Below are 22,716 nucleotides of genomic sequence, written 5' to 3' on the forward strand. Positions count from 1 at the left end.
TAGCGCCGATGGTAGTGTGGCATTCGCCATGCGAGAGTAGGACACTGCCAGGCACCCAATACAAGAAACCCCGCTCAATGAGCGGGGTTTTTTATTGGCTGCAATTCAGCACGTCACCGAATTATTAGACTTTCCCCTTCTTGTCATTCATTGATTACCCTTCTAAAGCCCCAAAAAGACCTCTTTTCCTGTTCGATATTTGCTCACTGGTTCAATGGGTTGGATATATAAAACACAGAATGTGATGCCTCTACCTTTCTCGTGATGTTTCCTCTGGTTTAATTCTTCAGTCCATATTGATGGACCAAGGAATCACAATAATTTAAGGAATAGACCCATGTTCAAAAGAACAGTAACGATGATGCTGGCGGCGGGAACCCTGGTATTAGGCGGTTGCGCATCCAATGGTGGTGCAGAGCAGGCGGGGGCAGACAACAGCGACTTCGGTGGCAAGTCCATCTACCTGCGCGGGGAGATGAACGACTGGATGGCGACTGATGAAAGCAAGGTAGTCAAGGTGGCCGACAAGCTCTATATGGCCAAAGGCACCCTCAAGAAAGAGTGGGCCCCCTACAAGTTCAAGTTTGCTGATTCAGGCTGGAGCTGCGGTACCAACTTTGGTTACAAGAGCCCGAGTGATGGTGTTGTCGTGTTGGGTGGTGAGGCGGTGCCGGTTAACCCCTGCTCCAAGTATGAGGACATGAAGTTCTCACCGGATGCTGATGGCGTCTATGAGTTCTATCTGAATATGGCGGGTGAAACGCCGTCCGTTTACGTCAAGAAGCCCTGATCTATCTCTGAGTGTTAAATCTCTCAGCAAATTAATCAGTTAAGTGCCCTGGCCCAGAAATCTGCTGGCCGGGGCATTTTTTTAGGTTAGAATCGGCGCCCTCATGGCATCAGGTGTACTATATGTTGTGCCATTAATTTTAGATGGCACCATTAGTTGTGTTTTATGCTGTTGTCATGATGTTGATGCATTCACATAAGGTTGATTGAAAATGGCTAAATCGAACCCGGTGCTGGAGAGTGAGCTTGGCTCCCGCCTTATCCCCATGCAGGAAACGTCCCTCGAGATCTGGGATAGCAAGTATCGCCTCAAGAGCAAGGATGGCACTCCCATCGACAGCTCTATCGATGAGACTTACCAGCGGGTTGCCCGTGCGTTGGCAGAGCAGGAGCTGGAACCGGAGGCCTGGTATGAGCCGTTCCTGTGGGCGCTGCGCAATGGGGCCATTCCGGCGGGCCGCATCACCTCCAACGCCGGGGCGTTTGAGCACAAGCCTGCCACTTCAACCATCAACTGTACTGTTTCCGGCACCATCGAAGATTCGATGGACGATATCCTAGGCAAGGTGCACGAGGCTGGCCTGACCCTGAAAGCTGGTTGTGGTATCGGCTATGACTTCTCGACGCTGCGCCCGCGCGGTGCCTTTGTCTCCGGTGCCGGTGCCTACACTTCCGGCCCGCTCTCCTTTATGGATATCTATGACAAGATGTGTTTCACCGTCTCGTCAGCCGGTGGCCGTCGCGGCGCCCAGATGGGCACCATGGATATCCGCCATCCCGATGTGATCGAGTTTATTCAGGCCAAGCGTGAAGATGGCCGCCTGCGTCAGTTCAACCTCTCTCTGCTCATCACCGAAGATTTCGTCAAGGCGGTGAAAGAGGATGCCCCCTGGTCGCTGATCTTCCCCTACACCGCTAAAGAGGTGGAGCAGGATGGCATTGCGCTGGACGATCCCGCTCAGGTGCTATGGGCCGACTGGCCCAACAAGGAAGGGGTTGTATTCAACGAGTTGGGGCAGGTCGCTTGTAAGGTCTACAAGACCATGCCAGCCCGCAAGCTGTGGAATGTCATCATGACCTCCACCTATGACTATGCAGAGCCCGGCTTCATCCTGATCGACAAGGTCAACCAGATGAACAACAACTGGTTCTGTGAAGAGATCCGCGCGACCAACCCCTGTGGTGAGCAGCCGTTGCCGCCCTACGGTGCCTGTCTGCTGGGCTCGGTCAATCTGACCAAGTTTGTGCGCGACCCTTTTACTGAAAACGCGGCATTCGATTGGCAGGCGTTTCGCAAGGTGGTGGCCATCTTTACTCGCATGCTCGACAACGTGGTGGAGATCAACCAACTGCCACTGGCCAAACAGCGCGAGGAGATCACAGCCAAGCGCCGGCATGGCATGGGTTTCCTGGGTCTTGGTTCGACCCTCACCATGCTGCAGATCAAGTACGGCTCTGCGGCATCCGTAGCCTTTACCGAGCAGGTATCCCAGGAGCTGGCGATGACCGGCTGGCAGGAGTCCCTGCGTCTTGCCAAGGAGAAGGGCCCAGCCCCCATCATGGAGCAGGAGTTCGAAGTAACCGGCAAGATGCTGCGTCTGCGCCCGGAAATGGCGGCTGATGGCATCAAGGTAGGCGACAAGGTGAAGGGCAAGGTGCTGCATGCGCGCTACAGCCGCTATATGCAGCAGGTTGCCGAAGTGGATCCTGCGCTGGTCGCCGAGTTGGCGGAAGTGGGTGGTCGTTTCACCCATCACAGCAGTATCGCGCCGACCGGCACCATCTCGCTGTCTCTGGCCAACAATGCCAGCAACGGCATCGAGCCGAGCTTTGCCCACCACTACAGCCGCAACGTCATCAAGCCGGGCAAGAAGAGCAAGGAGAGCGTCGATGTCTACTCCTTCGAGCTGCTGGCCTATCGCGAGCTGGTGAATCCGGCCGCCATGCCCTATGCCGATGATGTGGCGAGCCGTCTGCCGGACTATTTCATTACTGCCGATGACATCACCCCGGCGCAACATGTGGACATTCAGGCGGCGGCTCAGCGCTGGATTGACTCATCCATCTCCAAGACCGCCAACGTGCCGACTGATTTCCCGTTCGAGCAGTTCAAGGACATCTACATGTATGCCTCGGACTCCGGCCTCAAGGGGTGCACCACCTTCCGCTTCAATCCGGAGGCCTTCCAGGGCGTGCTGGTGAAGGAGAAGGATCTGGAGAACACCCTCTATGAGTTCACCCTTGAGGATGGCTCCGTCATCTCCGTCAAGGGGAACGAAGAGATCGAATACGATGGCGAGCTGCATACGGCCGCCAACCTCTACGACGCCTTGAAAGAAGGCTATTACGGTAAATTCTGAGAACGACATTATGGTCAAGAAGATCGACAAGAAAATCGTCGCCTACAAGGTGCGTACCAAGGATGAGCCGCAAGAAGATCTCTCTGTGCAGGATGACGTGGTGCACATGCACGAAACCGTGCTGCGCCCGGAGCGGCTGATGGGTACCACCTACAAGCTGAAGACGCCGGAGCATGTCTCCGAGCACTCACTGTTCATCACCATCAACGACATCATTCTCAACGAGGGCACGGTTCACGAAACTCGCCGTCCGTTCGAGATTTTCATCAACTCCAAGAGCCTGGAGCACTATCAGTGGATCGTGGCGCTGACCCGCATCATCTCGGCGGTATTCCGCAAGGGTGGGGATGTCACCTTCCTGGTCGAGGAGCTGCGCTCGGTGTTTGATCCAAAGGGCGGCTACTGGAACAAGGGCAAGTATGTGCCGTCGCTGATCGCCGAAATTGGCAACGTGATCGAGAGCCATCTCACCGAGATCGGCATGCTCAAGGCGCCGGGGTTGGACGAGCATCAGCAGGCATTTCTGGCCGAGAAGCAGGCCGAGTTGAAAGCCGCTCAGGAGGCTGAAGAGCAGCAGACGAGCAGTGGTTTCCCGGCCAATGCAGCGCTCTGCTACAAGTGCCACACCAAGGCGCTGGTGCTGAAGGATGGCTGCATGACCTGCCTCAACTGTGGCGACTCCAAGTGCGGCTGACAGACATGTTCAAGTAGTTGAACGATAGAAAAAAGACCGGCCACAGTGCCGGTCTTTTTATTGCTGTTTTTATGCTCAATCAAATCAGGCGGCCAAGTGATTTGTTGCGCGATAGTAAAATCGGGCGTAGCGTTGAAGGTAATAAAACTGTCACGGCCGTGTGGTTTCAATGACATCTGAGATTCACACACGTGGCCCTTCAGTGCCAAGGAGGATGCTTATGGACAATACGGACCGAAAGCTGTTTATCCTGGATACCAACGTTCTGCTTCACGAACCCCTCGCTATCTACTCCTTCAAAGAGCACGACGTGCTCATCCCCATGACGGTGCTGGAAGAGCTCGATAACATCAAGGATCGCAACAAGGATGTCAGCCGCGACGCGCGGGTGGCCATTCGTGCGCTGGAAGATGTGTTCCGCGATGCAACCCCGGATCAGATCACCCAGGGCGTGCCGCTGGCTGGCGAAGCGAGCGGCAATATCTGCATCTTCAGCGATCACCATCTGCCGCAGGATGCCGAGGTCTTTACCGACAAGGAGGCCGACAACCGTATCATCAACGCGGCCCTCTATCTGCAAAAGCACGAGTTGAAGCGTCAGGTGGTGCTGGTCACCAAAGACATCAACATGCGCCTCAAGGCCAAGGGGGCCGGACTTGCTCACGTTGAAGATTACCGTAGCGACCAGTTGATCGATGATATCCGCCTGCTGGCCAAAGGCTTTCAGGTGGTGCCCGGCAGCTTTTGGGAGCGGGTTGGCGAGTGCGAGAGCGAGACCCATGGCCGCGACACCATCCATGTGATCGATGCCAATCTGCTGGAAGGGGTTCACGTAAACCAGTATCTGGTGGATGAGGAGAATTTCTTCGCCGCCCGGGTGCTCAGCCACGATGGCAACAAGATCCGCATCAAGGATTTGGGCCGCGAGCGACTGATGTCTCGCAAGGCGTGGGGTGTACACCCCAAGAATGTCTATCAGGGGATGGCGCTGGATGCACTGCTCGATCCGCACATCGATCTGGTGATCCTGACCGGTCCGGCCGGTTGCGGCAAGACCCTGCTGGCGATGGCGGCGGCGCTGGAGCTGGTGATTGAGAAGGGCATTTACGAGAAAGTGATCGTCACCCGGAATACCCCGGAAATTGCCGAAAGCATCGGCTTCCTGCCTGGCACTGAAGAGGAGAAGATGATGCCCTGGTTGGCGGCGGTGACCGACACCCTGGAGGTACTGCACAAGCAGGACGAGAACATGAGCGGCTCGCTCAGCTACATCATGGAGAAGGCCAATATCCAGTTCAAATCGGTTAACTTCATGCGCGGGCGCAGCATCCAGAACACCTTCGTGCTGCTGGATGAGTGCCAGAACCTGACCGCGTCCCAGATCAAGACCATCATCACCCGCTGCGGCGAGGGTACCAAGATCGTCTGCTCCGGTAACCTGGCCCAGATCGACTCCAACTACCTGAGCCCGGTGACCTCGGGTCTCACCTACATCGTCGAGCGTTTCAAGGATTTTGACGGCAGTGCCAACATCTTCCTCAATGGCGTGGTGCGCAGCCGACTGGCTTCGTTCGCCGAGGAAAATCTCTGATTTAGCTGGCTATCTTCATATGAAAAAGGGAAGCCACTTGGCTTCCCTTTTTTGATCCCGTCACCAGTTCAGTGTCCTTGGGTCACTGTCCAAGGTAGCGCAGCAGCCCCGGGTGGTCGCTGTTTTGCAGAATATCCGGCTTGCCTTGCAGGGCGATGCGCCCCTCGTCGACAAACAGCACCTGATCGGCAATCAGCTGGGCATCCTCCGGATTGTGGGAGACCATCAGTACGGTAATGCCCTGTTCGCAGGCTAGCCTCGCCACTTCCGCCAGCATCTCCCGGCGCAGGGCGGGATCGAGGGCAGAGAAGGGCTCATCCAGCAGCAGCAGCGGTTTGCCGCGCACCAACGCGCGAGCCAGCCCGACCCGCTGCTGCTGGCCGCCGGAGAGCTGTTCAGGCAGGCGGCTTAGCATCTCGCCAAGACCAACCCGCTCGGCTGCATCGATCACCTGTGCCCGCTGGGCGGCACTCAGGCGCAGACCCGGGTGCAAGCCGATGGCGATGTTGTCGAACACCGACAGGTGGAGGAACAGGTTGTGATCCTGAAACAGGGTGGTGACTGGCCGCTCGGCGGGGCCCAGTGGCAGCAGGTCTTCACCATCGAAACTGAGGCGGCCTGATTGCACCGGCACGAAGCCGGCGATCATCCCGAGCAGGGTCGACTTGCCCGCGCCGCTTGGGCCAATCAGCGCGGTGATCTCCCCCTTGGGCAGGGTCGCGCTGAAGCTGACGCGCCAGTCGGGGTAGCTGGTCGCAAGCATATCAATGTTCAGCATGTTTTCCTCCAAGTCCCCGCTCCACCAGCCAGAACAGGGAGAAACAGAGCGTCAGCAGCAGCAGAGCGGTGGCGGCTGCCTCGGTCAATCGATAGCTGCCAAGCTGTTGGTAGAGCAGCCAGGGCAGGGTGGTGAGCTCCTGACTGCCAAACATGGCGATGGCGCCGAGATCCCCCAGCGAGAGGATCATCGACAATGCCATCGCCAGTGCCAGCGGGCGGCGCAGCAGTGGCCACTCCACCAGTCGCAGGCGATACAGGCCGCGCACCCCGAGGCTGTCGGCCAGTCGATCATATTGGCGCACCACCAGTTGCATGGGGGCAGAGAGGGTGCGCAGCACATAGGGCAGCGCCATCAGGGCGTTGACCAGTACCACCAGCCAGGGGCCAAGGGCAAAAACATCAGCAAAAGGCATAAACAGGATAAAGAGACCGGTGGAGAGCACCACCGCCGGGATCATCAGGATCATCGAGCCGCTGGCCTCCCACATGGCAGCTGCGCGCCGCTGGCGGGTGCGCACCTTGAGGTGACGGCTGGTGAGCAGCAGGCCGCTGCCGAGCAGGGTCGCCAGGGTGCCTGCCGCCAGCGCAATCAGCAGTGACTGGCCGCTCGCCTGCCACAGCTTGCTTGAGGTGAGCGCTGTCAGCAGGCCGGGTTGAAGGCCTGCCACTACGATGGCAAGCAACGGTGGCAGAAAGATGGCGAGCCCGATGCTGAGCGAAAGGAGATCCACCACGGCCGTGCCTGGCTGATGGCGATCCGGCCGCAGGCAGGGGCGACGGGGTGTCACCCTGCTGGCCGGGGTACTCTGCAGCTTGTGCTGCAGGGCGAGCAGGGCGGCGGTCAGGATCAGCTGCACCAGCGCCAATCCGCCCGCGGTGGCGAGATCGAAGTCAAAGCGCAGCGCCTGATAGACGGCCACCTCCAGCGTGGTCGATTTCGGCCCGCCCCCCAGCGCCAGCACTGTGGTGAAGCTGGTGAAGCAGAGCATGAAGATGAGGCTGGCCAGCCCCGGCAATATGCCGCGAATAAGCGGCCACTCCAGCAGCCGGAAGATGTGGGATGAGCGCATGCCAAGCTGGCTGGCAAGGCGCCAGCTCGATTCGGGGATGCTCTCTATGCTCTGCAACATCAGGCGTGCCGCCAGCGGCATATTGAAGAAGACATGGGCCAGCAGGATACCGAACAGGCCGTAGAGATAATTGCCGGGATCCAGCCCCAATGAGCGCAACAGTTGCGGCAGCCACCCCTGTTTGCCGTGTACCGCTACTATGCCGAAGATGGCGATGATGACCGGCAGCACCAGCGAGAGACCAAATAGCTTGATCAGCAGGGTTCGGCCAATGAAGCGGCGCCGCGCCAGCGCGCGGGCCACCGGAATGGCCAGCCCGAGACTGAGCAGGGTGGAGAGTAGTGCCTGTCCCAGACTGAAGCCCAGCACATGACGCAGATAAGGATCTGCGATCAGGGTGCGGGGTGCCAGCGAACCGGCCTGCCACAGCAGGGCCGCGAGCGGCCCGAGGGATAACAGCAGGATCAACAGGGTGGCTGCACTGCCCGGCAGCCACCAGAGGGGACGAGCCTGTGGTTTCAGATAACGGTTCACTGGGTGACGGCTTGCAGCCACTCGCGGATCCACCCTTTGCGATTGGCGGCCACCTCATCGCTGCTGAAGGCGAGCGGCTTGGCTACGGTGATCATCTGCTCGAAGCCCTTGGGCAGCGGCGTGTCGATAACCGGATACATCCAGTTGCCGGTCGGGATCTCGTTCTGGAAGGCGGGGCTCACTATAAATTGCAGGAACTGGTCAGCCAGCTTCTCCTGTTTGGCGCTCTTCAGCTTGGCAGCCACTTCTACCTGACGGTAGTGACCCTCCTCGAAGGCGGCAGCCTGATACTGGGGCTTGCTCTCGGCAATCAGGTGATAGGCCGGAGAGGTGGTGTAGGAGAGCACCATGTCCGCTTCGCCATCGAGGAACATGCCATAAGCCTCTGACCACCCCTTGGTGACGGTGACCGTCTTTTTGGCAAGCTCGGCCCAGGCGGCAGGCGCCTTGTCGCCGTAGACAGACTTCATCCACAGCATCAGCCCCTGCCCCGGGGTGGAGGTGCGGGGATCCTGATAGATCACCTTGAGGTCGGGACGCTCCAGCAGCTCTTTCAGGCTCTTGGGCGGCTGCTTGAGTTTGTCTTTGTCATAGACGAAGGCAAAGTAGCCGTAGTCGTAGGGGACGAAGGTGTCATCCTGCCAGCCACCCGGCACCTTGATGCCATCCAGCTTGGCGGGATGGGGGGCGAACAGACCGCTCTGCTTGGCTTCGCTGATGAGGGCATCGTCGAGCCCCAGCACCAGATCGGCCTTGCTGTGGTTGCCCTCCAGCCGCAGCCGGTTGAGGATGGCGACCCCATCTTCGAGGGGAACCAGATTGAGGGTGCAGTCGCACTCTTTCTCGAAGGCCTGTTTGATCTTGGGCCCCGGACCCCATTCTGCAGTGAAGGAGCTGTAGGTGTAGACGGTGAGGGTGTCGGCGGCGAACACATTGGCCGACAGCAGGCCGGTGGTGACCAGCAGCAGGGTCTTCATGGGTGGCACTCCCTATTACTTGTTAATAACGAGGTGCCAGCGGGTGAGGGCGCAAAAAATGAGCGCCATGCCTCAAATTCCTCCGCCAGCATTATCTGGATCAGGTACACGGGTATAATCTCAGCGGTAAACCGCACCCCGTTTGAGAAACGAACCGCATTGTATTAACGTTCTTTTGGGTAGACCAGCACAATTGTGCAATACCCATGAGATGACGCCCACCCAACAGAGGATGTTCGCGTGCTTACCAATACCAAGGAAAGGCGTGCCTTTGCGCGCATGGTCATCAATGCTCCGGTCACCGTCTATCAGCAGCAGCTGGTGCTGGAGGGGATCTGCCGGGATCTCAGTGCCAACGGCATGGGGATTGCGGTCTCTGAACACCAGCTCGACATCAATCAGCCCATCCGGATCAGTCTTGCTACCAATAACAACCTGTTGCCTCCCTTTGAAGCCCATGCCCGTATTATCCGGGTGCTGGAGGAGGAGATCGGGTTGCTGCTGGCGGTAGAGTTTCTGCCTCAGGGTTAATCCTCTCTCCCCATCGGCAGAGGGAGGGAATTAGCCTTTTTCCTGAACCGGCTGCACACTCAACTGCTTGCTATCGACCAGCGTTTTGCTGGTCGATGCTATTTGGCCCGCAGGCAAGGTGGCGGGACCGGTAGGTTCGAGCAACAGGTAGTTCTGCCCCTGCCAGTTGAGGGTCACATCCCCCGGCTTGGCGGGCAGGTCAACGGCCAGCAGGGCATGGCCGGGGACGAACACCATGGCCTGTTTCAGCTCTGGAAAGAGCTGGGCCAGCATGGCGGCCATCAGGGTTACCTTGCTGTCGCAGTCCCCCCGGTTCTGCTCCAGCACCTGACGGGGGGATAGAAATCCCTTGCCCTGCCTGCCGTTCAGGCTGTCGAGCTGCTGATAGGGGATGCTCTGGATAAAGGTGAGCATATGGGCCACGGTTTTCTGGCGCGCTTCTGTTTCGGTACTGCCCTGCTGTTTGAGTTGATCCGCCAGTGGAGCCAGCCCGCTGCGACTCTCCAGCGCGATGCGCACATGATCCTGCTTCACCGCCAGCTGTCCGTCCGGGGTGTTGAAGTACTGGAAGTAGTGTTTGGTCAGCCACGCCTGCTCCTCTTTGCTCCGCTTGGACTGCAGAAAGGCCATCGCCTCGCGCGCCTTGTCCTGATTACGGCTTTTCAGATGCAGCTCCAGCGAGGGACGGGCGAGGGTGAACTGCACCTCGGGGTAGTTCTGGCGCACCTCCCGCAGCAACACCTGCAACACCTCCTCCTGCATTCTGGCCGGGCGATAGGCGATGAGAGGCGGCAACTTGCCCTGTTCGAGCCGGTAGGTGAGCTGTTGGGATTTGCCTTCGCTATCCTGCCAGCCGACGCTGATCTGGCCGAGGCTGTTGTTGAAGCTGGTTTGGCTGGCCCCCGCAGGCATGGCAAGCAGCAGGGCACAGAGCAGAGGGATTGCCATCGGTCTCTTCATCATCCTTTCCTGTGGCACGGGCCAGTTCCGGTGGCCCAAAGTGGGAAGCTTCGCGGACAGTAAAACAGGGAGCCGAAGCTCCCTGTTGATTCTACTCGTTTTTTTGCAACTGGCGCGTTAAATCCAGCTCGGCTGCTTCGCCTCAAAGGCGCTGATGGCGGCCTCGTGCTGCAGGGTCAGACCGATGGCATCCAAGCCGTTGAGCAGACAGTAACGGCGGAATTCATCGATCTCGAAACCGAAGCAGAGGCTAGCTGCGCGCACCTTATTCGCTTCCAGATCCACCTCGATCTCGATGCCCGGCTGGGCGGCCACCAGCTGGAACAGGGCGTCGACCTCCTCCTCCTTCAGACGCACCGGTACCATGCCGTTGTTGATGGCGTTGCTGTAGAAAATGTCGGCAAAGCTTGGGGCAATGATGGTCTTGAAGCCGTAGTCCGCCAGCGCCCATGGGGCGTGCTCGCGGCTCGAGCCGCAGCCGAAGTTCTCGCGGGCCAGCAGAATGCTGGCACCGGCGAATTGCGGCTGGTTCAGTACAAACTCGGGGTTGGGCTGCTGGCCGGCATCGTCCAGGAAGCGCCAGTCATGGAACAGGTGCTTGCCAAAACCGATGCGGTTTACTTTTTGCAAAAACTGCTTCGGAATGATGGCGTCGGTGTCGACGTTGGCGCTGTCGAGGGGGACGACGATCCCTTTATGCTGTTTGAATCCTGTCATCTAAATGTCCTCTTACAGTGCGCGAATGTCGGCGAAGCGGCCGGTGACGGCGGCGGCGGCGGCCATGGCCGGGCTGACCAGATGGGTGCGGCCTGCGCGGCCCTGACGCCCTTCGAAGTTACGGTTGCTGGTGGAGGCGCAGCGCTCTCCCGGTTGCAGCCGGTCGTTGTTCATGGCCAGACACATGGAGCAGCCGGGCAGGCGCCACTCAAAACCGGCCTCGATGAAGATCTTGTCCAGCCCCTCGGCTTCGGCCTGCGCCTTCACCTGCTCGGAACCCGGCACCACCAGCGCCTGCACGCCAGTGGCCACCTTGCGACCGCGTGCGATGGCGGCGGCCGCACGCAGATCCTCGATGCGGCTGTTGGTGCACGACCCGATAAACACCTTGTCGATGGCAACGTCGGAGAGCTTCTGGCCCGGTTGCAAGTCCATGTAGGCGAGCGCCTTGCGGGCGGATTGCTGTTCCATCAGATCGCTGAAGGATTCCGGTGCCGGAATCGGCTCATTGACGGCAATCACCTGGCCCGGGTTGGTACCCCAGGTGACCTGCGGGGCGATATCGGCGGCATCCAGCACTACTTCGGCATCGAAATGGGCACCTTCATCGCTCTTGAGGCTCTGCCAGTAGGCGATGGCCTGCTCCAGTACCTCGCCCTTGGGGGCAAACTCCTTGCCACGAATGTAGTCGATGGTGGTCTGGTCGGGGGCTATCATGCCGGCCTTGGCGCCCAGCTCGATGGCCATGTTGCAGACCGTCATCCGCCCTTCCATGGAGAGGCTCGCAATGGCCTCGCCAGCGAACTCCACCACGTAGCCGGTACCACCGGCATGGCCGACCTTGCCGATAATGGCCAGCACCACGTCCTTAGCACTGATCCCCTCGGCCAGCTTGCCGTTGACCGAAATGCGCATGGTCTTGGCGCGGCCCTGTTTCAGGGTCTGGGTCGCCATCACATGTTCCACTTCGGAAGTGCCGATGCCGAATGCCAGCGAGCCGAAGGCGCCGTGGGTGGCGGTGTGGGAGTCGCCGCAGACGATGGTGGTGCCGGGCAGGGTGATGCCGAGCTCGGGGCCCATCACATGGACGATCCCCTGATATTTGTGGTTGAGATCGTAGAGGCGAACCCCGAACTCCTTGCAGTTGTCCGCCAGCGTCTCCATCTGGATGCGGGCCATCTCGCCGGAGGCGGCGATGTCCTTGGTGGTGGTGGAGACGTTGTGATCCATGGTGGCCCAGGTCAGGTCCGGGCGGCGCAGCTGGCGATTCATGGCGCGCAGGCCGTCGAATGCCTGCGGGCTGGTCACTTCATGCACCAGATGGCGGTCGATGTAGATGAGGGGGGTCTCCCCTTCCACTTCCCGTACCACGTGGGCGTCGAATACTTTCTGATAGAGGGTCTTGGCCATTGCTTCTCTCTTCCTTGTTCTCTGTTATGCGGCTCAGATCCGGGCGGCGATCTGGCTACCCATCTCGGACGTGCTCTGCACCGGATGGCGGGCGCTGGCCTGATGCAGGTCGGCGGTGAAGTAACCCTCGGCCAGGGTCTGGGCCACGGCCTGCTCGATGGCTTGAGCTGCGGCTTCCTGGCCCAGGCTGTAGCGCAGCATCAGGGCGGCGGAGAGGATCTGGGCGATGGGGTTGGCAATCCCTTTGCCGGCGATATCGGGGGCCGAACCACCGGCCGGTTCGAACAGGCCGAAACCCGATTCGTTGAGGCTGGCGGAGGGGAGCAGTCCCATGGAGCCGGTGATCATGGCGCACTCGTCGGAGAGGATGTCACCGAACAGGTTGGAGCAGAGCAGCACGTCGAACTGGGACGGGTCCTTGATGAGCTGCATGGTGGCGTTGTCGATATACATATGGTTGAGGGTTACGTCCGGATAGGACTTGGCCACTTGCGTCACCACCTCGCGCCACAGAATGGAGGAGGCGAGCACGTTGGCCTTGTCGATGGAGGTGACCTTGCCACGGCGCACACGCGCCGACTCAAAGGCAATCTTGGCGATGCGCTCAATCTCGAAGCGATGGTACACCTCGGTGTCGAATGCCTTCTCGTTCGCCCCTTCTCCCTCGCGTCCCTTGGGCTGGCCGAAGTAGATGCCACCGGTCAGCTCGCGCACACAGGCGATGTCAAATCCGCGATCGGAGATATCGGCGCGCAGCGGGGAGAACTGTTCCAGACCGGTATAGATACGGGCCGGACGCAGGTTGCAGAACAGCTTGAAGTGGGCGCGCAGGGGCAGCAGGGCGCCACGTTCCGGCTGATCGTTGGGGGGCAGATGTTCCCATTTCGGGCCGCCCACCGAGCCGAACAGCACGGCATCGGCTGCTTCACAACCTTTGATGGTGCTTTGCGGCAGCGGGGTGCCGTGGTTGTCGATGGCGATGCCGCCCACGTCATGGCGATCATACTCGAAGGCGAGGCCGAACCTGGCCTGCACCTTCTCCAGCACCTTGACGGCTTCGGCCATCACTTCCGGGCCAATGCCGTCACCCGGCAATACTGCGATCCGATAACTGCTCATACACTCTCCATCCTGATATTGTCTTTGAGATCCCTCTGTCCGGTTTCCCCGACGCTGCGCGCGGTTGCCGGTTCAGACGTTCCCCGTCCCGATGTTGTCATTCCATTCTGTCTGTTTGGTACCTAGTTCGGCTCAGACGGTTTCTGATTTGATGCTGTTATTGCGTTCCATCTGCTCGGCCACCTGATCGGCGCGCCAGATGCTGTTGATCACATGGAGCAGGGCGTGGGCCGAGGATTCGATGATGTCGGTGGCCAGTCCCATGCCGTGGAATTTGCGCCCTTTGTACTCGGCGACGATATCGACCTGACCGAGGGCATCTTCCCCTTCGCCCTTGCTCTTGAGGGCATATTTGTCGATGCGGATCTCATAGCCGGTGATGCGGTTGATGCACTGGTAGACCGCATCCACCGGGCCATTGCCGGTGGCCGCTTCGCAGACCAGATCCTGTCCCACCTTCAATTTGACCGAGGCGGTGGCCAGTACCGAGCTGCCGCTCTGCACCCCGAGGTACTCCAGTTTGAAGTGCTCGGGCTCTTCGTGGATCTGGCTGAAGAAGGCCAGTGCTTCGAGGTCGTAGTCGAACACCTGCCCTTTCTTGTCGGCCAGGGTCAGGAACTTGCCGTAGAGGTGGTCTAGGTCGTAGCTGCTCTCGGCGTAGCCCATGGACTCCATCCGGTGCTTGATGACGTGACGGCCGGAGCGGGAGGTCATGTTGAGGTTGTTCTGGGTCAGGCCAATGCTCTCGGGAGTGATGATTTCGTAGGTATTTTTCGCCTTGAGCACCCCATCCTGATGAATGCCGGAGCTGTGGGAGAAAGCGTTGGCACCGACGATCGCCTTGTTGGGTTGCACCGGCATGTTGCAGAGCTGGCTGACGAGGGTGCTGGTGCGATGAATTTCGCTGTGGCGGATATTGGTTTGTACCCCGAGCAGGTCGGCGCGGGTTTTGAGGATCATCGCCACCTCTTCCAGCGAGCAGTTGCCCGCCCGTTCGCCGATGCCGTTGATGGTGCACTCGATCTGGCGGGCCCCCATCTGCACCGCGCCGATGGAGTTAGCCACCGAGAGCCCCAGATCGTCGTGGCAGTGGACCGAGATGATGGCCTTGTCGATGTTGGGCACCCGGTTGAACAGGGTGTGGATGATGCCGGAGAACTCGGTCGGTACCGTATAGCCCACGGTATCCGGGATATTGATGGTGCGGGCGCCCGCCTTGATGGCGGCCTCCACCATGCGGCAGAGATTATCGATCGGCGTGCGGCCCGCATCCTCGCAGGAGAACTCCACATCATCGGTGTAGCGCAGGGCGTGCTTGATGGCGCCGATCCCCATCTCCAGCACGTCTTCGAAGCTCTTTTTCAGCTTGCTCTCCACATGGATGGAGGAGGTGGAGATAAAGGTGTGGATGCGAAACGCCTCGGCGACCCGCAAGGCTTCGCCGGCGGCGTCGATATCCTTGGGCAGGGCGCGGGCGAGGGCGCAGACCCGGCTGTTTTTGATGTGGCGGGCGATGGTCTGCACCGATTGAAAATCGCCGGGAGAGGAGACCGGGAAGCCCACCTCCATGACGTCGACACCGAGCCGCTCCAGTGCCTGGGCGATCTGCAGCTTCTCCTTGACTGTCAAACTGGCCGCCAGGGCCTGCTCACCATCACGCAAGGTGGTGTCGAATATGATGACCCGATCTGACATGTGACTTCCCTCTTCCTAAGTTCGGTAACGTGCATCCTGCGGCGGCATAAAAAAACCCGTGCAGGGTGCACGGGTTTTTGTAAATTCCGGCTATGCCTTAGCCCGGCTACAAGGATCCCGCGCGAGTTAACGCGATTAGGGAGATTAGTAGTAGCGGGGTGGCGATACGCATGACGTTGTTATTCCTTCCAGTCGATAACGCTTTTACCAATATCGAGATTTTTATGCTGTGTCAACACGGAAGGTCAGGGGCAATCTGCTGACGTATTTAATCGGATTGTAAAGGATTGCAAATTTCCTTGTCCCATATTCGGCCCATGACCGATTATCTGGTCATTCCTGCTGTGCTCTATTCTCTGCACAACCAGATCGACTTATCAGCATTGGCTGAATTATCTGAGGTGTTAAATGGAAAAACGTAGACCTGGTCGTCCGGTCGGACGTTCTGACATTCGTGACAAGTTGCTTGCTGCCGCCCGTGAGCGTTTTCTCAATACTCCCTATAGCAAGGTGACTACACGCGAAATCGCGGAGCTTGCTGGCTCCAATCTGGCAATGATCCACTACTACTTCGGCAGTAAAGAGGGTCTTTACAAAGCGGTGTTGGGCGATGTCGCCGAGCCCCTCGACCATGCCTGGCAAGATGAACACAGCAATCACAGCCTCAACGAGCTGCTCAACACCTACTATCAGGTGATGGCGCCCAACAGCGAGCTGACCTCTGCCATCTCCAGCGCATTGTCAACCGAGAAGAGCCCGGGCCGGGATTTTGTGCTGAACCGCCTGCTGGAACGTCAGCTGCCGCAGTTCGATGCCCTGCTGGAAACCATGAAGTCCAACGGCGAGCTGGGTGACAACCTGGATCCCGACATGCTGAAGATCTCCTTCCTCAGCATGATGTGGCAGCCGTTCGTGATGAAAGATCTCTACGAGCAGGTGTTTGGCCTGAAAGTGGATGAGCACTTCATGGCCCGTCTGGCGGACCACAACTGCCGTCTGATGGAGACCGGCCTGCGCGGCAGCCACTGATTTTGCCGCAACATCGAGATTAAAAAGGGCCATTCGGCCCTTTTTTCATAAATCTGTTATCCCTTGTTCAACGTAACGTCATCCCGCTTTCTTACTCTGCAAGCAGAATTCAGGGAAGGAGGGGATATGAACAAGATCCAGCAATGGGACCTGCAGGTGTGCCGGGTCTGCCTGCTTCACGGCTACAACCGGCAGCAGGCGAGGGTGAGTCGTCTCATTTCCCGTACCGGTGATGGCCCGCTTTACGTCGTGCTGGCCGCCCTGCTCTGGTGGCAGGGGGAAGCAGAGCGGGAACTGGTGCGACTGGCGCTACTTGCCTTCGCCATCGAACTGCCCCTCTATCTGCTGCTGAAAAACAGCCTGAAACGGCAACGGCCGGTCGGCTTGCCGGTCTTTATCACCCCCTCCGATCGTTACAGCCTCCCCTCCGGCCACACCGCCGCCGCTTTTCTGATGGCCACCATACTGGCCACCGGCTTTCCGCTCTGGGCACCCCTGCTGTTTGGTTGGGCGGCGCTGGTGGGAGCATCCCGGCTGCTGCTCGGGGTACACTACCTGAGCGATCTGGTGGCCGGTGCCCTGCTGGGGGGCGGTTGCGCCGTGCTGGCGCTCGGCTGGAGCCACTCATGAGGATACTGTTTGGGGTGCAAGGCACCGGCAACGGTCATATCAGTCGCAGTCGCACTCTGGCCCGGGCGCTGCGCACGGCAGGGGTCGAGGTGGATTATCTCTTTAGCGGCCGCCCCGCCGACCGCTACTTCGACATGGAGGAGTTTGGCGCATACCGTGCCTTTCCCGGCCTCACTTTTGTCAGTCACGAGGGGCGCGTTTCTCCGTGGCGCACCCTGCAAGCCGCCTCGCCGCTCACCTTCTGGCGGGATCTGCGGTCTCTCGATTGCAGCGAATACGATCTGGTGGTGAGCGATTTTGAGCCGCTGACCGCCCACGCCGCCCGCCGCTATGGCAAGCCGAGCCTCACCGTCAGCCATCAGGCCAGCTTCAACTGGCCCATCCCGCGCTGGGGGGAGGATGGGGTAAGCCGCCAGCTGATGCGCCACTTTGCTCCTGTGGATCAGCCGCTCGGGCTGCACTGGTTTCACTTCGGTCACCCCTTGCTGCCGCCGGTGATCGACCCTATCGCCGCTGCGCCGGATAACGGCGAGATCCTGGTCTATCTGCCGTTCGAGCAGACCGAGGCGATCGCCGCCCTGTTGTCGCGCTTTGGTCAGCAGCGCTTCGTCTGCTTTCACCCCGCCATTCGCACCCCGAGCCAATGGCGCAATCTGCGCTTCGAGCCGCCGTCGCGACACGGGTTTATCGCCGTGCTGGCCGGTTGTCGCGGCGTAATCTCCAACGCAGGTTTCGAGCTGGCTTCCGAGGCGCTCACTCTCGGCAAGAAGCTGCTGGTCAAACCCCTCGGCGGCCAGTTCGAGCAGCTGACCAACGGCAAGACCCTCGAGATGATGGGACTGGCGACCCTGATGGATGTGCTCGATGCCAATCTGGTGCGCACCTGGCTCGACAGCGCCTCGCCCGGGGCGGTCTGTTACCCCGATGTAGCAGGGGAGCTGGCCCGCTGGCTGGCGGCGGGCGCTGACGAGAGCGTGGCCTCTCTGTCGCGGCGGCTCTGGGCGCGCACCCTGTTTCCGGAGGAGGTGAGTGATCGCCTGAGCGAGCTGGATGGGGGCGACTGTTTATCCAGTTGCTGGTTATCGCAAGTGAGCGTTGTTGACTAGACTGAAAGGCGATCCCACCAAGGAGAGGACGGAGCAAATGCGCTTTACCAATGAAAACGGCGAAGTCATGAACCTGGCTGACAATCTCACCCTGCACGAGTTGCTCGATATGGGTGTCAGCATTTCGGTCAGTGAAGAGACCGATCCGGATCAGCAGATCTGGCTGGCGGAGCCGGATCAGGACAACTGATTCATCATTCGGCATCAAGCCCACCGCTGAGCGGTGGGCTTTTTTGTGGCTGTTTTCCCCCTCTGCGGAATGATCCGCTGGCCATTCCCCGACTTCCTTCCCTTTTGTCTCATGGTCGCTGCGGCAAGTCATTGAATGTTAATAGCCGGTTGAAATGTATGACTGTTCTGGTCAGATAAAGCCGTGGACAAGCGTTATGAAGCGGGTTAAGTTGGTTTTTCACCCTATTTTCGGGTGAATGACGGAAAAATCCTTTTTTTCTACTGTCGACGGGGCTGAATTGGACCGATCTGCATTCAGATAACAACAAGAAACGGATCGGGCCGTGCCGGGAAGCACGGCATCGTCGGCGGGATTCGCTAAACGGAGCAAAGCCTGGAGGGCTTTATCATGGAGATGTTATCAGGCGCCCAGATGGTGGTTAGAGCGCTGGAAGATCAGGGAGTTGAGCACGTCTTCGGCTACCCTGGTGGCTCAGTGCTCGACATCTATGACGCTCTCTTCGAAAACGGCAAGATGGAGCATGTCTTGGTGCGGCACGAGCAAGCCGCGGTTCACATGGCTGACGGTTACGCCCGTTCCACCGGCAAGGTGGGGACTGTGCTGGTAACGTCAGGCCCGGGAGCGACCAACTGCATTACCGGTATTGCCACCGCCTATATGGATTCCATTCCGCTGGTGATCCTCTCCGGCCAGGTGCCGACCAGCATGATCGGTGAGGATGCGTTCCAGGAGACCGACATGATCGGTATCTCCCGCCCGGTGGTGAAGCACAGTTTCCTGTGCAAGAAGGCGAGCGATATTCCCGAGGCCATCAAGAAGGCCTACTACATTGCCGCCAGCGGCCGCCCGGGGCCGGTGGTGGTGGATCTGCCCAAAGATGTGCAGAACCCGAAAGAAAAATTCCCCTACCAGTATCCCGAGACGGTCTCCCTGCGCTCCTACAACCCGACCAAGTCTGGCCATAAAGGGCAGATCAAGCGGGCAGCCAAGCTGCTGGTAGAAGCCCAGCGCCCGGTGATGTACGTGGGCGGCGGCGCTATCAATGCCAACGCGGATCATCTGGTGACCAAACTGGCGGAGCTGCTGAACCTGCCGGTGACCACCACCCTGATGGGGCTGGGGGCTTTCTCCGGTGTCCATCCGCAATTTATCGGCATGCTGGGGATGCACGGCACCTTCGAAGCCAACAAGACCATGCACAACGCGGATCTCATCTTCGCTGTCGGTGCCCGCTTCGATGACCGCGTCACCAACAACGTGGCCAAGTTCTGCCCAAATGCGACCGTGGTTCATATCGATATCGACCCCACCTCCATCTCCAAGACGGTGCAGGCCCATGTGCCTATCGTCGGCTCGGTGGAAACCGTGCTGGAGCAGATGCTGGAAGTGATCCGCGAGTGTGGCTTCGATAACGACAAGGAGGCGCTGGCGGACTGGTGGAGCCAGATCAACCAGTGGCGCTCCCGTCATTGTCTGGCCTACGAAAAGTCGGCTACCCAGATCAAGCCACAGCAGGTGATCGAGACCCTCTACAAAGTGACTCAGGGTCAGGCGTTCGTCGCCTCCGACGTGGGCCAGCACCAGATGTTTGCTGCCCTCTACTACCCGTTTGCCAAACCGCGCCAGTGGATCAACTCAGGGGGCCTCGGCACCATGGGCTTCGGTATTCCGGCTGCCATGGGGGCCCAGTTTGCCAACCCGGATGCGGTGGTCTGCTGCGTCACCGGCGATGGCTCGGTGCAGATGAACATTCAGGAGCTCTCTACCTGCATGCAGTACGGGGTGCCCATCAAGATCATCTCCATCAACAACCGTGCGCTGGGCATGGTCAAGCAGTGGCAGAAGATGTTCTACGGCGGTCGTCACAGCCACTCCTACATGGAGTCCCTGCCGGACTTCGTCAAACTGGCGGAAGCCTACGGCCACGTCGGCATCGCGGTGAGCGATCCGGCAGAACTGGAGAGCGCCATGGAGAAGGCCTTCGCCATGAAGGATCGGCTGGTGTTCATGGATATCTCGGTCGACCCGGATGAGCACGTCTATCCGATGCAGATCAAGTTTGGTGCCATGGATGAGATGTGGCTGAGCAAGACGGAGAGGACCTGACGATGGAGCATATTATTTCGGTCGTGCTCAAGGAGCTCAAGTTTGGTTCCATCAAAGACGAGATGTGGCTGAGCAAGGCGGGAGAAATATCATGAGGCATATCATTTCGGTACTGCTGGAGAACGAATCCGGCGCCCTGAGCCGGGTGGTGGGCCTCTTCTCCCAGCGCGGCTACAACATCGAGACCCTGACGGTGGCACCGACCGAGGATCCCACCCTGTCACGCATGACCATAGTCACCATGGGTGACGAGCGGGTGCTGGAGCAGATCCAGAAGCAGCTGCACAAGCTGGTGGATGTGCTCAAGGTGTGCGACCTGAGTGAAGGGGAGCATATCGAGCGGGAGATCGCGCTGGTCAAGGCGCGTGCCGCCGGTGGGGCCCGTGACGAGCTGAAACGGCTGGCAGATATCTTCCGTGGCCAGATTGTCGACGTCACCCCCGAGCAGTACACGGTACAGCTGGTGGGCACCAGCGAGAAGCTGGATGCCTTTATCAAGACTGCCGCCCAGACCAACGAGATCATCGAAGTGGTGCGCTCCGGCGTCTGCGGTATCTCCCGGGCGGACAAGGCGCTGCGGCCCTGATGGCTGGCGGGACAGCTGATGACGCGTCAGCTGCCGCAGAGTGAAAGTAAAGAGGGCTCTGCGGAGCCCTCTTTGTTTGGTTTTGCTTTACGAGGGTAGGATGATGTTCGGTATTCATGATCTTGCACTGTTTATGGTCTCGGGCTTGCTGCTCAATATCATGCCGGGGCCGGACTCCCTGCTGGTCATGCTGCGCAGCGGCTCGCAAGGGTGGCGTGCCGGTTCGGTCGCGACGTTGGGTATCGGCACAGGTGTCATGGTGCATGTGCTGGCTGCGGCCCTCGGTCTGTCGGCCCTGCTCAGTGCCTCGGCCGAGTTGTTTGCCCTTATCAAGCTGGCTGGCGCCATCTACCTCATCTATCTGGGGTTCTCCCTGCTGTGCCAGCAAGCAACGGGTTCCATGGAGAGAGGGATCACCTTGCCCGCCCTCTCCTATGGCCAGATTTACCGGCAGGGTGTGCTGACCAATGTGCTCAACCCCAAGGTGGCGCTCTTTTTCCTCGCCTTCGTGCCCCAGTTCATTGCACCGGATGCCCCCGACAAGGCGCTCGCCTTTATCCTGCTCGGCTGCATCTTCAATCTGGGCGGCATCATCTGGTGTCACCTGCTGGTCTTTACCACCGTCTATGCCAGCCACAAGGTTCGGTTGTCGCAGCGTCTCGGTCGCTGGCTCAACCGGGGCATCGGCACCCTGTTTGTCGGACTCGGGATCAAGCTCGCCAGCGACTAGCTCGCCGCTTTCTGACCTGGGGCAGGTTATCGTGCGCGGCGCTGTGGTATGGTCGGCGGTTAGCTGCGGGGTCTCTCCCGCGCTCTCTTATCAACGCCAGCATTGTTGGCCGCAGCAGCGAGATCCCTTGCCCAGATGAACATCGCCCGGCTCAAGAACTTTACCGAGATCGTGAAGAACAACTTCAACATCTCGGCGACGGCGGAGAAGCTCTATACCTCCCAGCCCACCCTCAGCAAGCAGATGAAGATGCTGGAAGATGAGCTCGGGCTCGCCCTCTTTACCCGCAAGGGAAAGAATCTGGTCGGCTTGACCAGCGCAGGCGAGCAGGTGATGGAGTTGGCCAAGGGGGTAGTGGCGCAGGTGGAGCAGATCAACCAGCTGTCGTTGGGGGAGCAACTGGCCACCAGCGGGGTGCTGCGTATCGCCACCACCCACACCCAGGCTCGCTACAAGCTGCCAGCGGTGATCACCGAGTTCAGCCGTCGTTATCCCGATGTGGCGATCCAGCTCCATCAGGGGGCGCCTGCCCAACTGGCCCAGATGGTGCAAAGCGGCGATGTGGATATGGCGATCGCCACCGAGTCCATGTACCTATTCGACGAGCTGGCCGCCGTCCCCTGTTATCGTTGGGGGCGCAGTGTGGTGGTGCCGCACGCTCATCCGCTGCTTGACTGCCAGCCGCTGTCAATGGCGGATCTGGCTCGCTATCCCCTCATCACCTATGTGTTCGGTTTTACCGGCCGCTCGAAGATGGACAAGGCTTTCAGCCGCCACGGCCTCTCGCCGAAAACCGTGCTGACCGCCACCGATACCGATGTGATCAAGCACTACGTTCGGCTCGGGATGGGGGTCGGGGTGATTGCCAGCGTGGCCTTCGACGAGGGGGACAGGGAGGATCTGGTGAGCCTCAACATCGACCACCTGATCGCCTCGAGCGCCACCCATATCTGCCTGCGCAAGCATGCCCATCTGCGCGACTACATGTACGACTTTATCCACCTCTACGCCCCCCATATCAGCCGGGAGACGGTGCAACTTCATCTGATCAATCAGCCGCCCGTCGCCAATATGGTAGAGTTGCCGTGGCTCTAGCCGCGGGTTGTTTG

The 22,716-nt window shown here is 59.5% G+C and carries 21 protein-coding genes and 1 riboswitch; of the genes, 13 read left to right on the top strand and 8 right to left on the bottom strand.

Going from position 1 to position 22,716, the window contains the following annotated elements:
• Window positions 1–337 precede the first annotated feature (337 nt).
• The 4 genes from OKB77_RS22845 (at window position 338) to OKB77_RS22860 (ending at window position 5,434) form a co-directional block, all read left to right on the top strand.
• The gene (locus OKB77_RS22845; RefSeq protein WP_042080513.1) at window positions 338–790 is read left to right on the top strand and encodes a pullulanase; all 453 of its coding nucleotides are present in this window, start codon (window positions 338–340) and stop codon (window positions 788–790) included.
• A 211-nt stretch (window positions 791–1,001) separates the two neighbouring features.
• Window positions 1,002–3,149, top strand: a complete 2,148-nt coding sequence (locus tag OKB77_RS22850) for an adenosylcobalamin-dependent ribonucleoside-diphosphate reductase (RefSeq protein WP_265776318.1) — start codon at window positions 1,002–1,004, stop codon at window positions 3,147–3,149.
• A gap of 10 nt (window positions 3,150–3,159) precedes the next feature.
• Window positions 3,160–3,843: a TSCPD domain-containing protein gene (locus tag OKB77_RS22855; protein WP_139493764.1), complete on the top strand. Its 684-nt coding sequence runs from the start codon at window positions 3,160–3,162 to the stop codon at window positions 3,841–3,843.
• A 220-nt stretch (window positions 3,844–4,063) separates the two neighbouring features.
• Entirely contained in the window at window positions 4,064–5,434 is a 1,371-nt protein-coding gene (locus OKB77_RS22860) for a PhoH family protein (protein WP_005358170.1), read from the top strand.
• A gap of 82 nt (window positions 5,435–5,516) precedes the next feature.
• Here OKB77_RS22860 and thiQ read toward each other — a convergent pair whose 3' ends face one another.
• From thiQ to thiB, 3 genes are read right to left on the bottom strand one after another with little or no spacing between them, the layout of a single operon-like run.
• Window positions 5,517–6,212 (bottom strand): thiamine ABC transporter ATP-binding protein, encoded by a 696-nt coding sequence (gene thiQ / locus OKB77_RS22865; RefSeq protein WP_265776319.1) that lies wholly within the window; start codon window positions 6,210–6,212, stop codon window positions 5,517–5,519.
• On the bottom strand, window positions 6,199–7,818 hold the full coding sequence (gene thiP / locus OKB77_RS22870) for a thiamine/thiamine pyrophosphate ABC transporter permease (protein WP_265776320.1): 1,620 nt from the start codon (window positions 7,816–7,818) through the stop codon (window positions 6,199–6,201). The genes thiQ and thiP overlap by 14 nt, the downstream gene beginning before the upstream one ends.
• Window positions 7,815–8,795, bottom strand: a complete 981-nt coding sequence (thiB, locus tag OKB77_RS22875; protein ID WP_265776321.1) for a thiamine ABC transporter substrate binding subunit — start codon at window positions 8,793–8,795, stop codon at window positions 7,815–7,817. Before thiB ends, thiP begins: the two co-directional genes overlap by 4 nt.
• 60 nt (window positions 8,796–8,855) lie before the next feature.
• Window positions 8,856–8,946, bottom strand: a riboswitch (TPP riboswitch).
• A gap of 89 nt (window positions 8,947–9,035) precedes the next feature.
• Between thiB and OKB77_RS22880 the strand changes: the two genes are divergently transcribed.
• On the top strand, window positions 9,036–9,326 hold the full coding sequence (locus OKB77_RS22880; protein WP_108540907.1) for a PilZ domain-containing protein: 291 nt from the start codon (window positions 9,036–9,038) through the stop codon (window positions 9,324–9,326).
• Between the two features lie 30 nt (window positions 9,327–9,356).
• On the opposite strand, the gene OKB77_RS22885 is transcribed toward OKB77_RS22880, so the two are convergent.
• From OKB77_RS22885 to leuA, 5 genes are all read right to left on the bottom strand, one after another.
• Window positions 9,357–10,286, bottom strand: a complete 930-nt coding sequence (locus OKB77_RS22885) for a transglutaminase domain-containing protein (protein WP_265776353.1) — start codon at window positions 10,284–10,286, stop codon at window positions 9,357–9,359.
• Window positions 10,287–10,403: 117 nt separating this feature from the next.
• The gene (gene leuD, locus OKB77_RS22890) at window positions 10,404–11,003 is read right to left on the bottom strand and encodes a 3-isopropylmalate dehydratase small subunit (protein ID WP_199427660.1); all 600 of its coding nucleotides are present in this window, start codon (window positions 11,001–11,003) and stop codon (window positions 10,404–10,406) included.
• Between the two features lie 12 nt (window positions 11,004–11,015).
• Window positions 11,016–12,413, bottom strand: a complete 1,398-nt coding sequence (gene leuC, locus OKB77_RS22895) for a 3-isopropylmalate dehydratase large subunit (protein ID WP_265776322.1) — start codon at window positions 12,411–12,413, stop codon at window positions 11,016–11,018.
• A gap of 33 nt (window positions 12,414–12,446) precedes the next feature.
• Entirely contained in the window at window positions 12,447–13,532 is a 1,086-nt protein-coding gene (gene leuB, locus OKB77_RS22900; protein ID WP_069526616.1) for a 3-isopropylmalate dehydrogenase, read from the bottom strand.
• A 132-nt stretch (window positions 13,533–13,664) separates the two neighbouring features.
• Window positions 13,665–15,227: a 2-isopropylmalate synthase gene (gene leuA, locus OKB77_RS22905; RefSeq protein ID WP_265776323.1), complete on the bottom strand. Its 1,563-nt coding sequence runs from the start codon at window positions 15,225–15,227 to the stop codon at window positions 13,665–13,667.
• Between the two features lie 408 nt (window positions 15,228–15,635).
• On the opposite strand from leuA, the gene OKB77_RS22910 reads away from it, so the two are divergent.
• From OKB77_RS22910 to OKB77_RS22945, 8 genes are all read left to right on the top strand, one after another.
• A complete protein-coding gene (locus OKB77_RS22910) occupies window positions 15,636–16,256 on the top strand; it encodes a TetR/AcrR family transcriptional regulator (RefSeq protein WP_005349170.1) in 621 nt (206 codons plus the stop codon).
• 126 nt (window positions 16,257–16,382) lie between these two features.
• A complete protein-coding gene (locus OKB77_RS22915) occupies window positions 16,383–16,886 on the top strand; it encodes a phosphatase PAP2 family protein (RefSeq protein ID WP_265776324.1) in 504 nt (167 codons plus the stop codon).
• Window positions 16,883–17,992, top strand: coding sequence for an MJ1255/VC2487 family glycosyltransferase (locus tag OKB77_RS22920; protein WP_005349173.1), 1,110 nt, complete (start codon window positions 16,883–16,885; stop codon window positions 17,990–17,992). The genes OKB77_RS22915 and OKB77_RS22920 overlap by 4 nt, the downstream gene beginning before the upstream one ends.
• 37 nt (window positions 17,993–18,029) lie before the next feature.
• A complete protein-coding gene (locus tag OKB77_RS22925) occupies window positions 18,030–18,182 on the top strand; it encodes a hypothetical protein (RefSeq protein WP_005341188.1) in 153 nt (50 codons plus the stop codon).
• A gap of 390 nt (window positions 18,183–18,572) precedes the next feature.
• Entirely contained in the window at window positions 18,573–20,291 is a 1,719-nt protein-coding gene (locus OKB77_RS22930) for an acetolactate synthase 3 large subunit (RefSeq protein WP_005339146.1), read from the top strand.
• 91 nt (window positions 20,292–20,382) lie between these two features.
• Window positions 20,383–20,877: an acetolactate synthase small subunit gene (ilvN, locus tag OKB77_RS22935; RefSeq protein WP_005311605.1), complete on the top strand. Its 495-nt coding sequence runs from the start codon at window positions 20,383–20,385 to the stop codon at window positions 20,875–20,877.
• Window positions 20,878–20,980: 103 nt separating this feature from the next.
• Window positions 20,981–21,607, top strand: a complete 627-nt coding sequence (locus OKB77_RS22940) for a LysE family translocator (RefSeq protein ID WP_150390595.1) — start codon at window positions 20,981–20,983, stop codon at window positions 21,605–21,607.
• A gap of 135 nt (window positions 21,608–21,742) precedes the next feature.
• Entirely contained in the window at window positions 21,743–22,702 is a 960-nt protein-coding gene (locus OKB77_RS22945) for a LysR substrate-binding domain-containing protein (protein ID WP_150390283.1), read from the top strand.
• Window positions 22,703–22,716 lie beyond the last annotated feature (14 nt).

The sequence above is a fragment of the Aeromonas sp. Y318-3 genome, assembly GCF_027706185.1.
Classification (GTDB): domain Bacteria; phylum Pseudomonadota; class Gammaproteobacteria; order Enterobacterales; family Aeromonadaceae; genus Aeromonas; species Aeromonas veronii.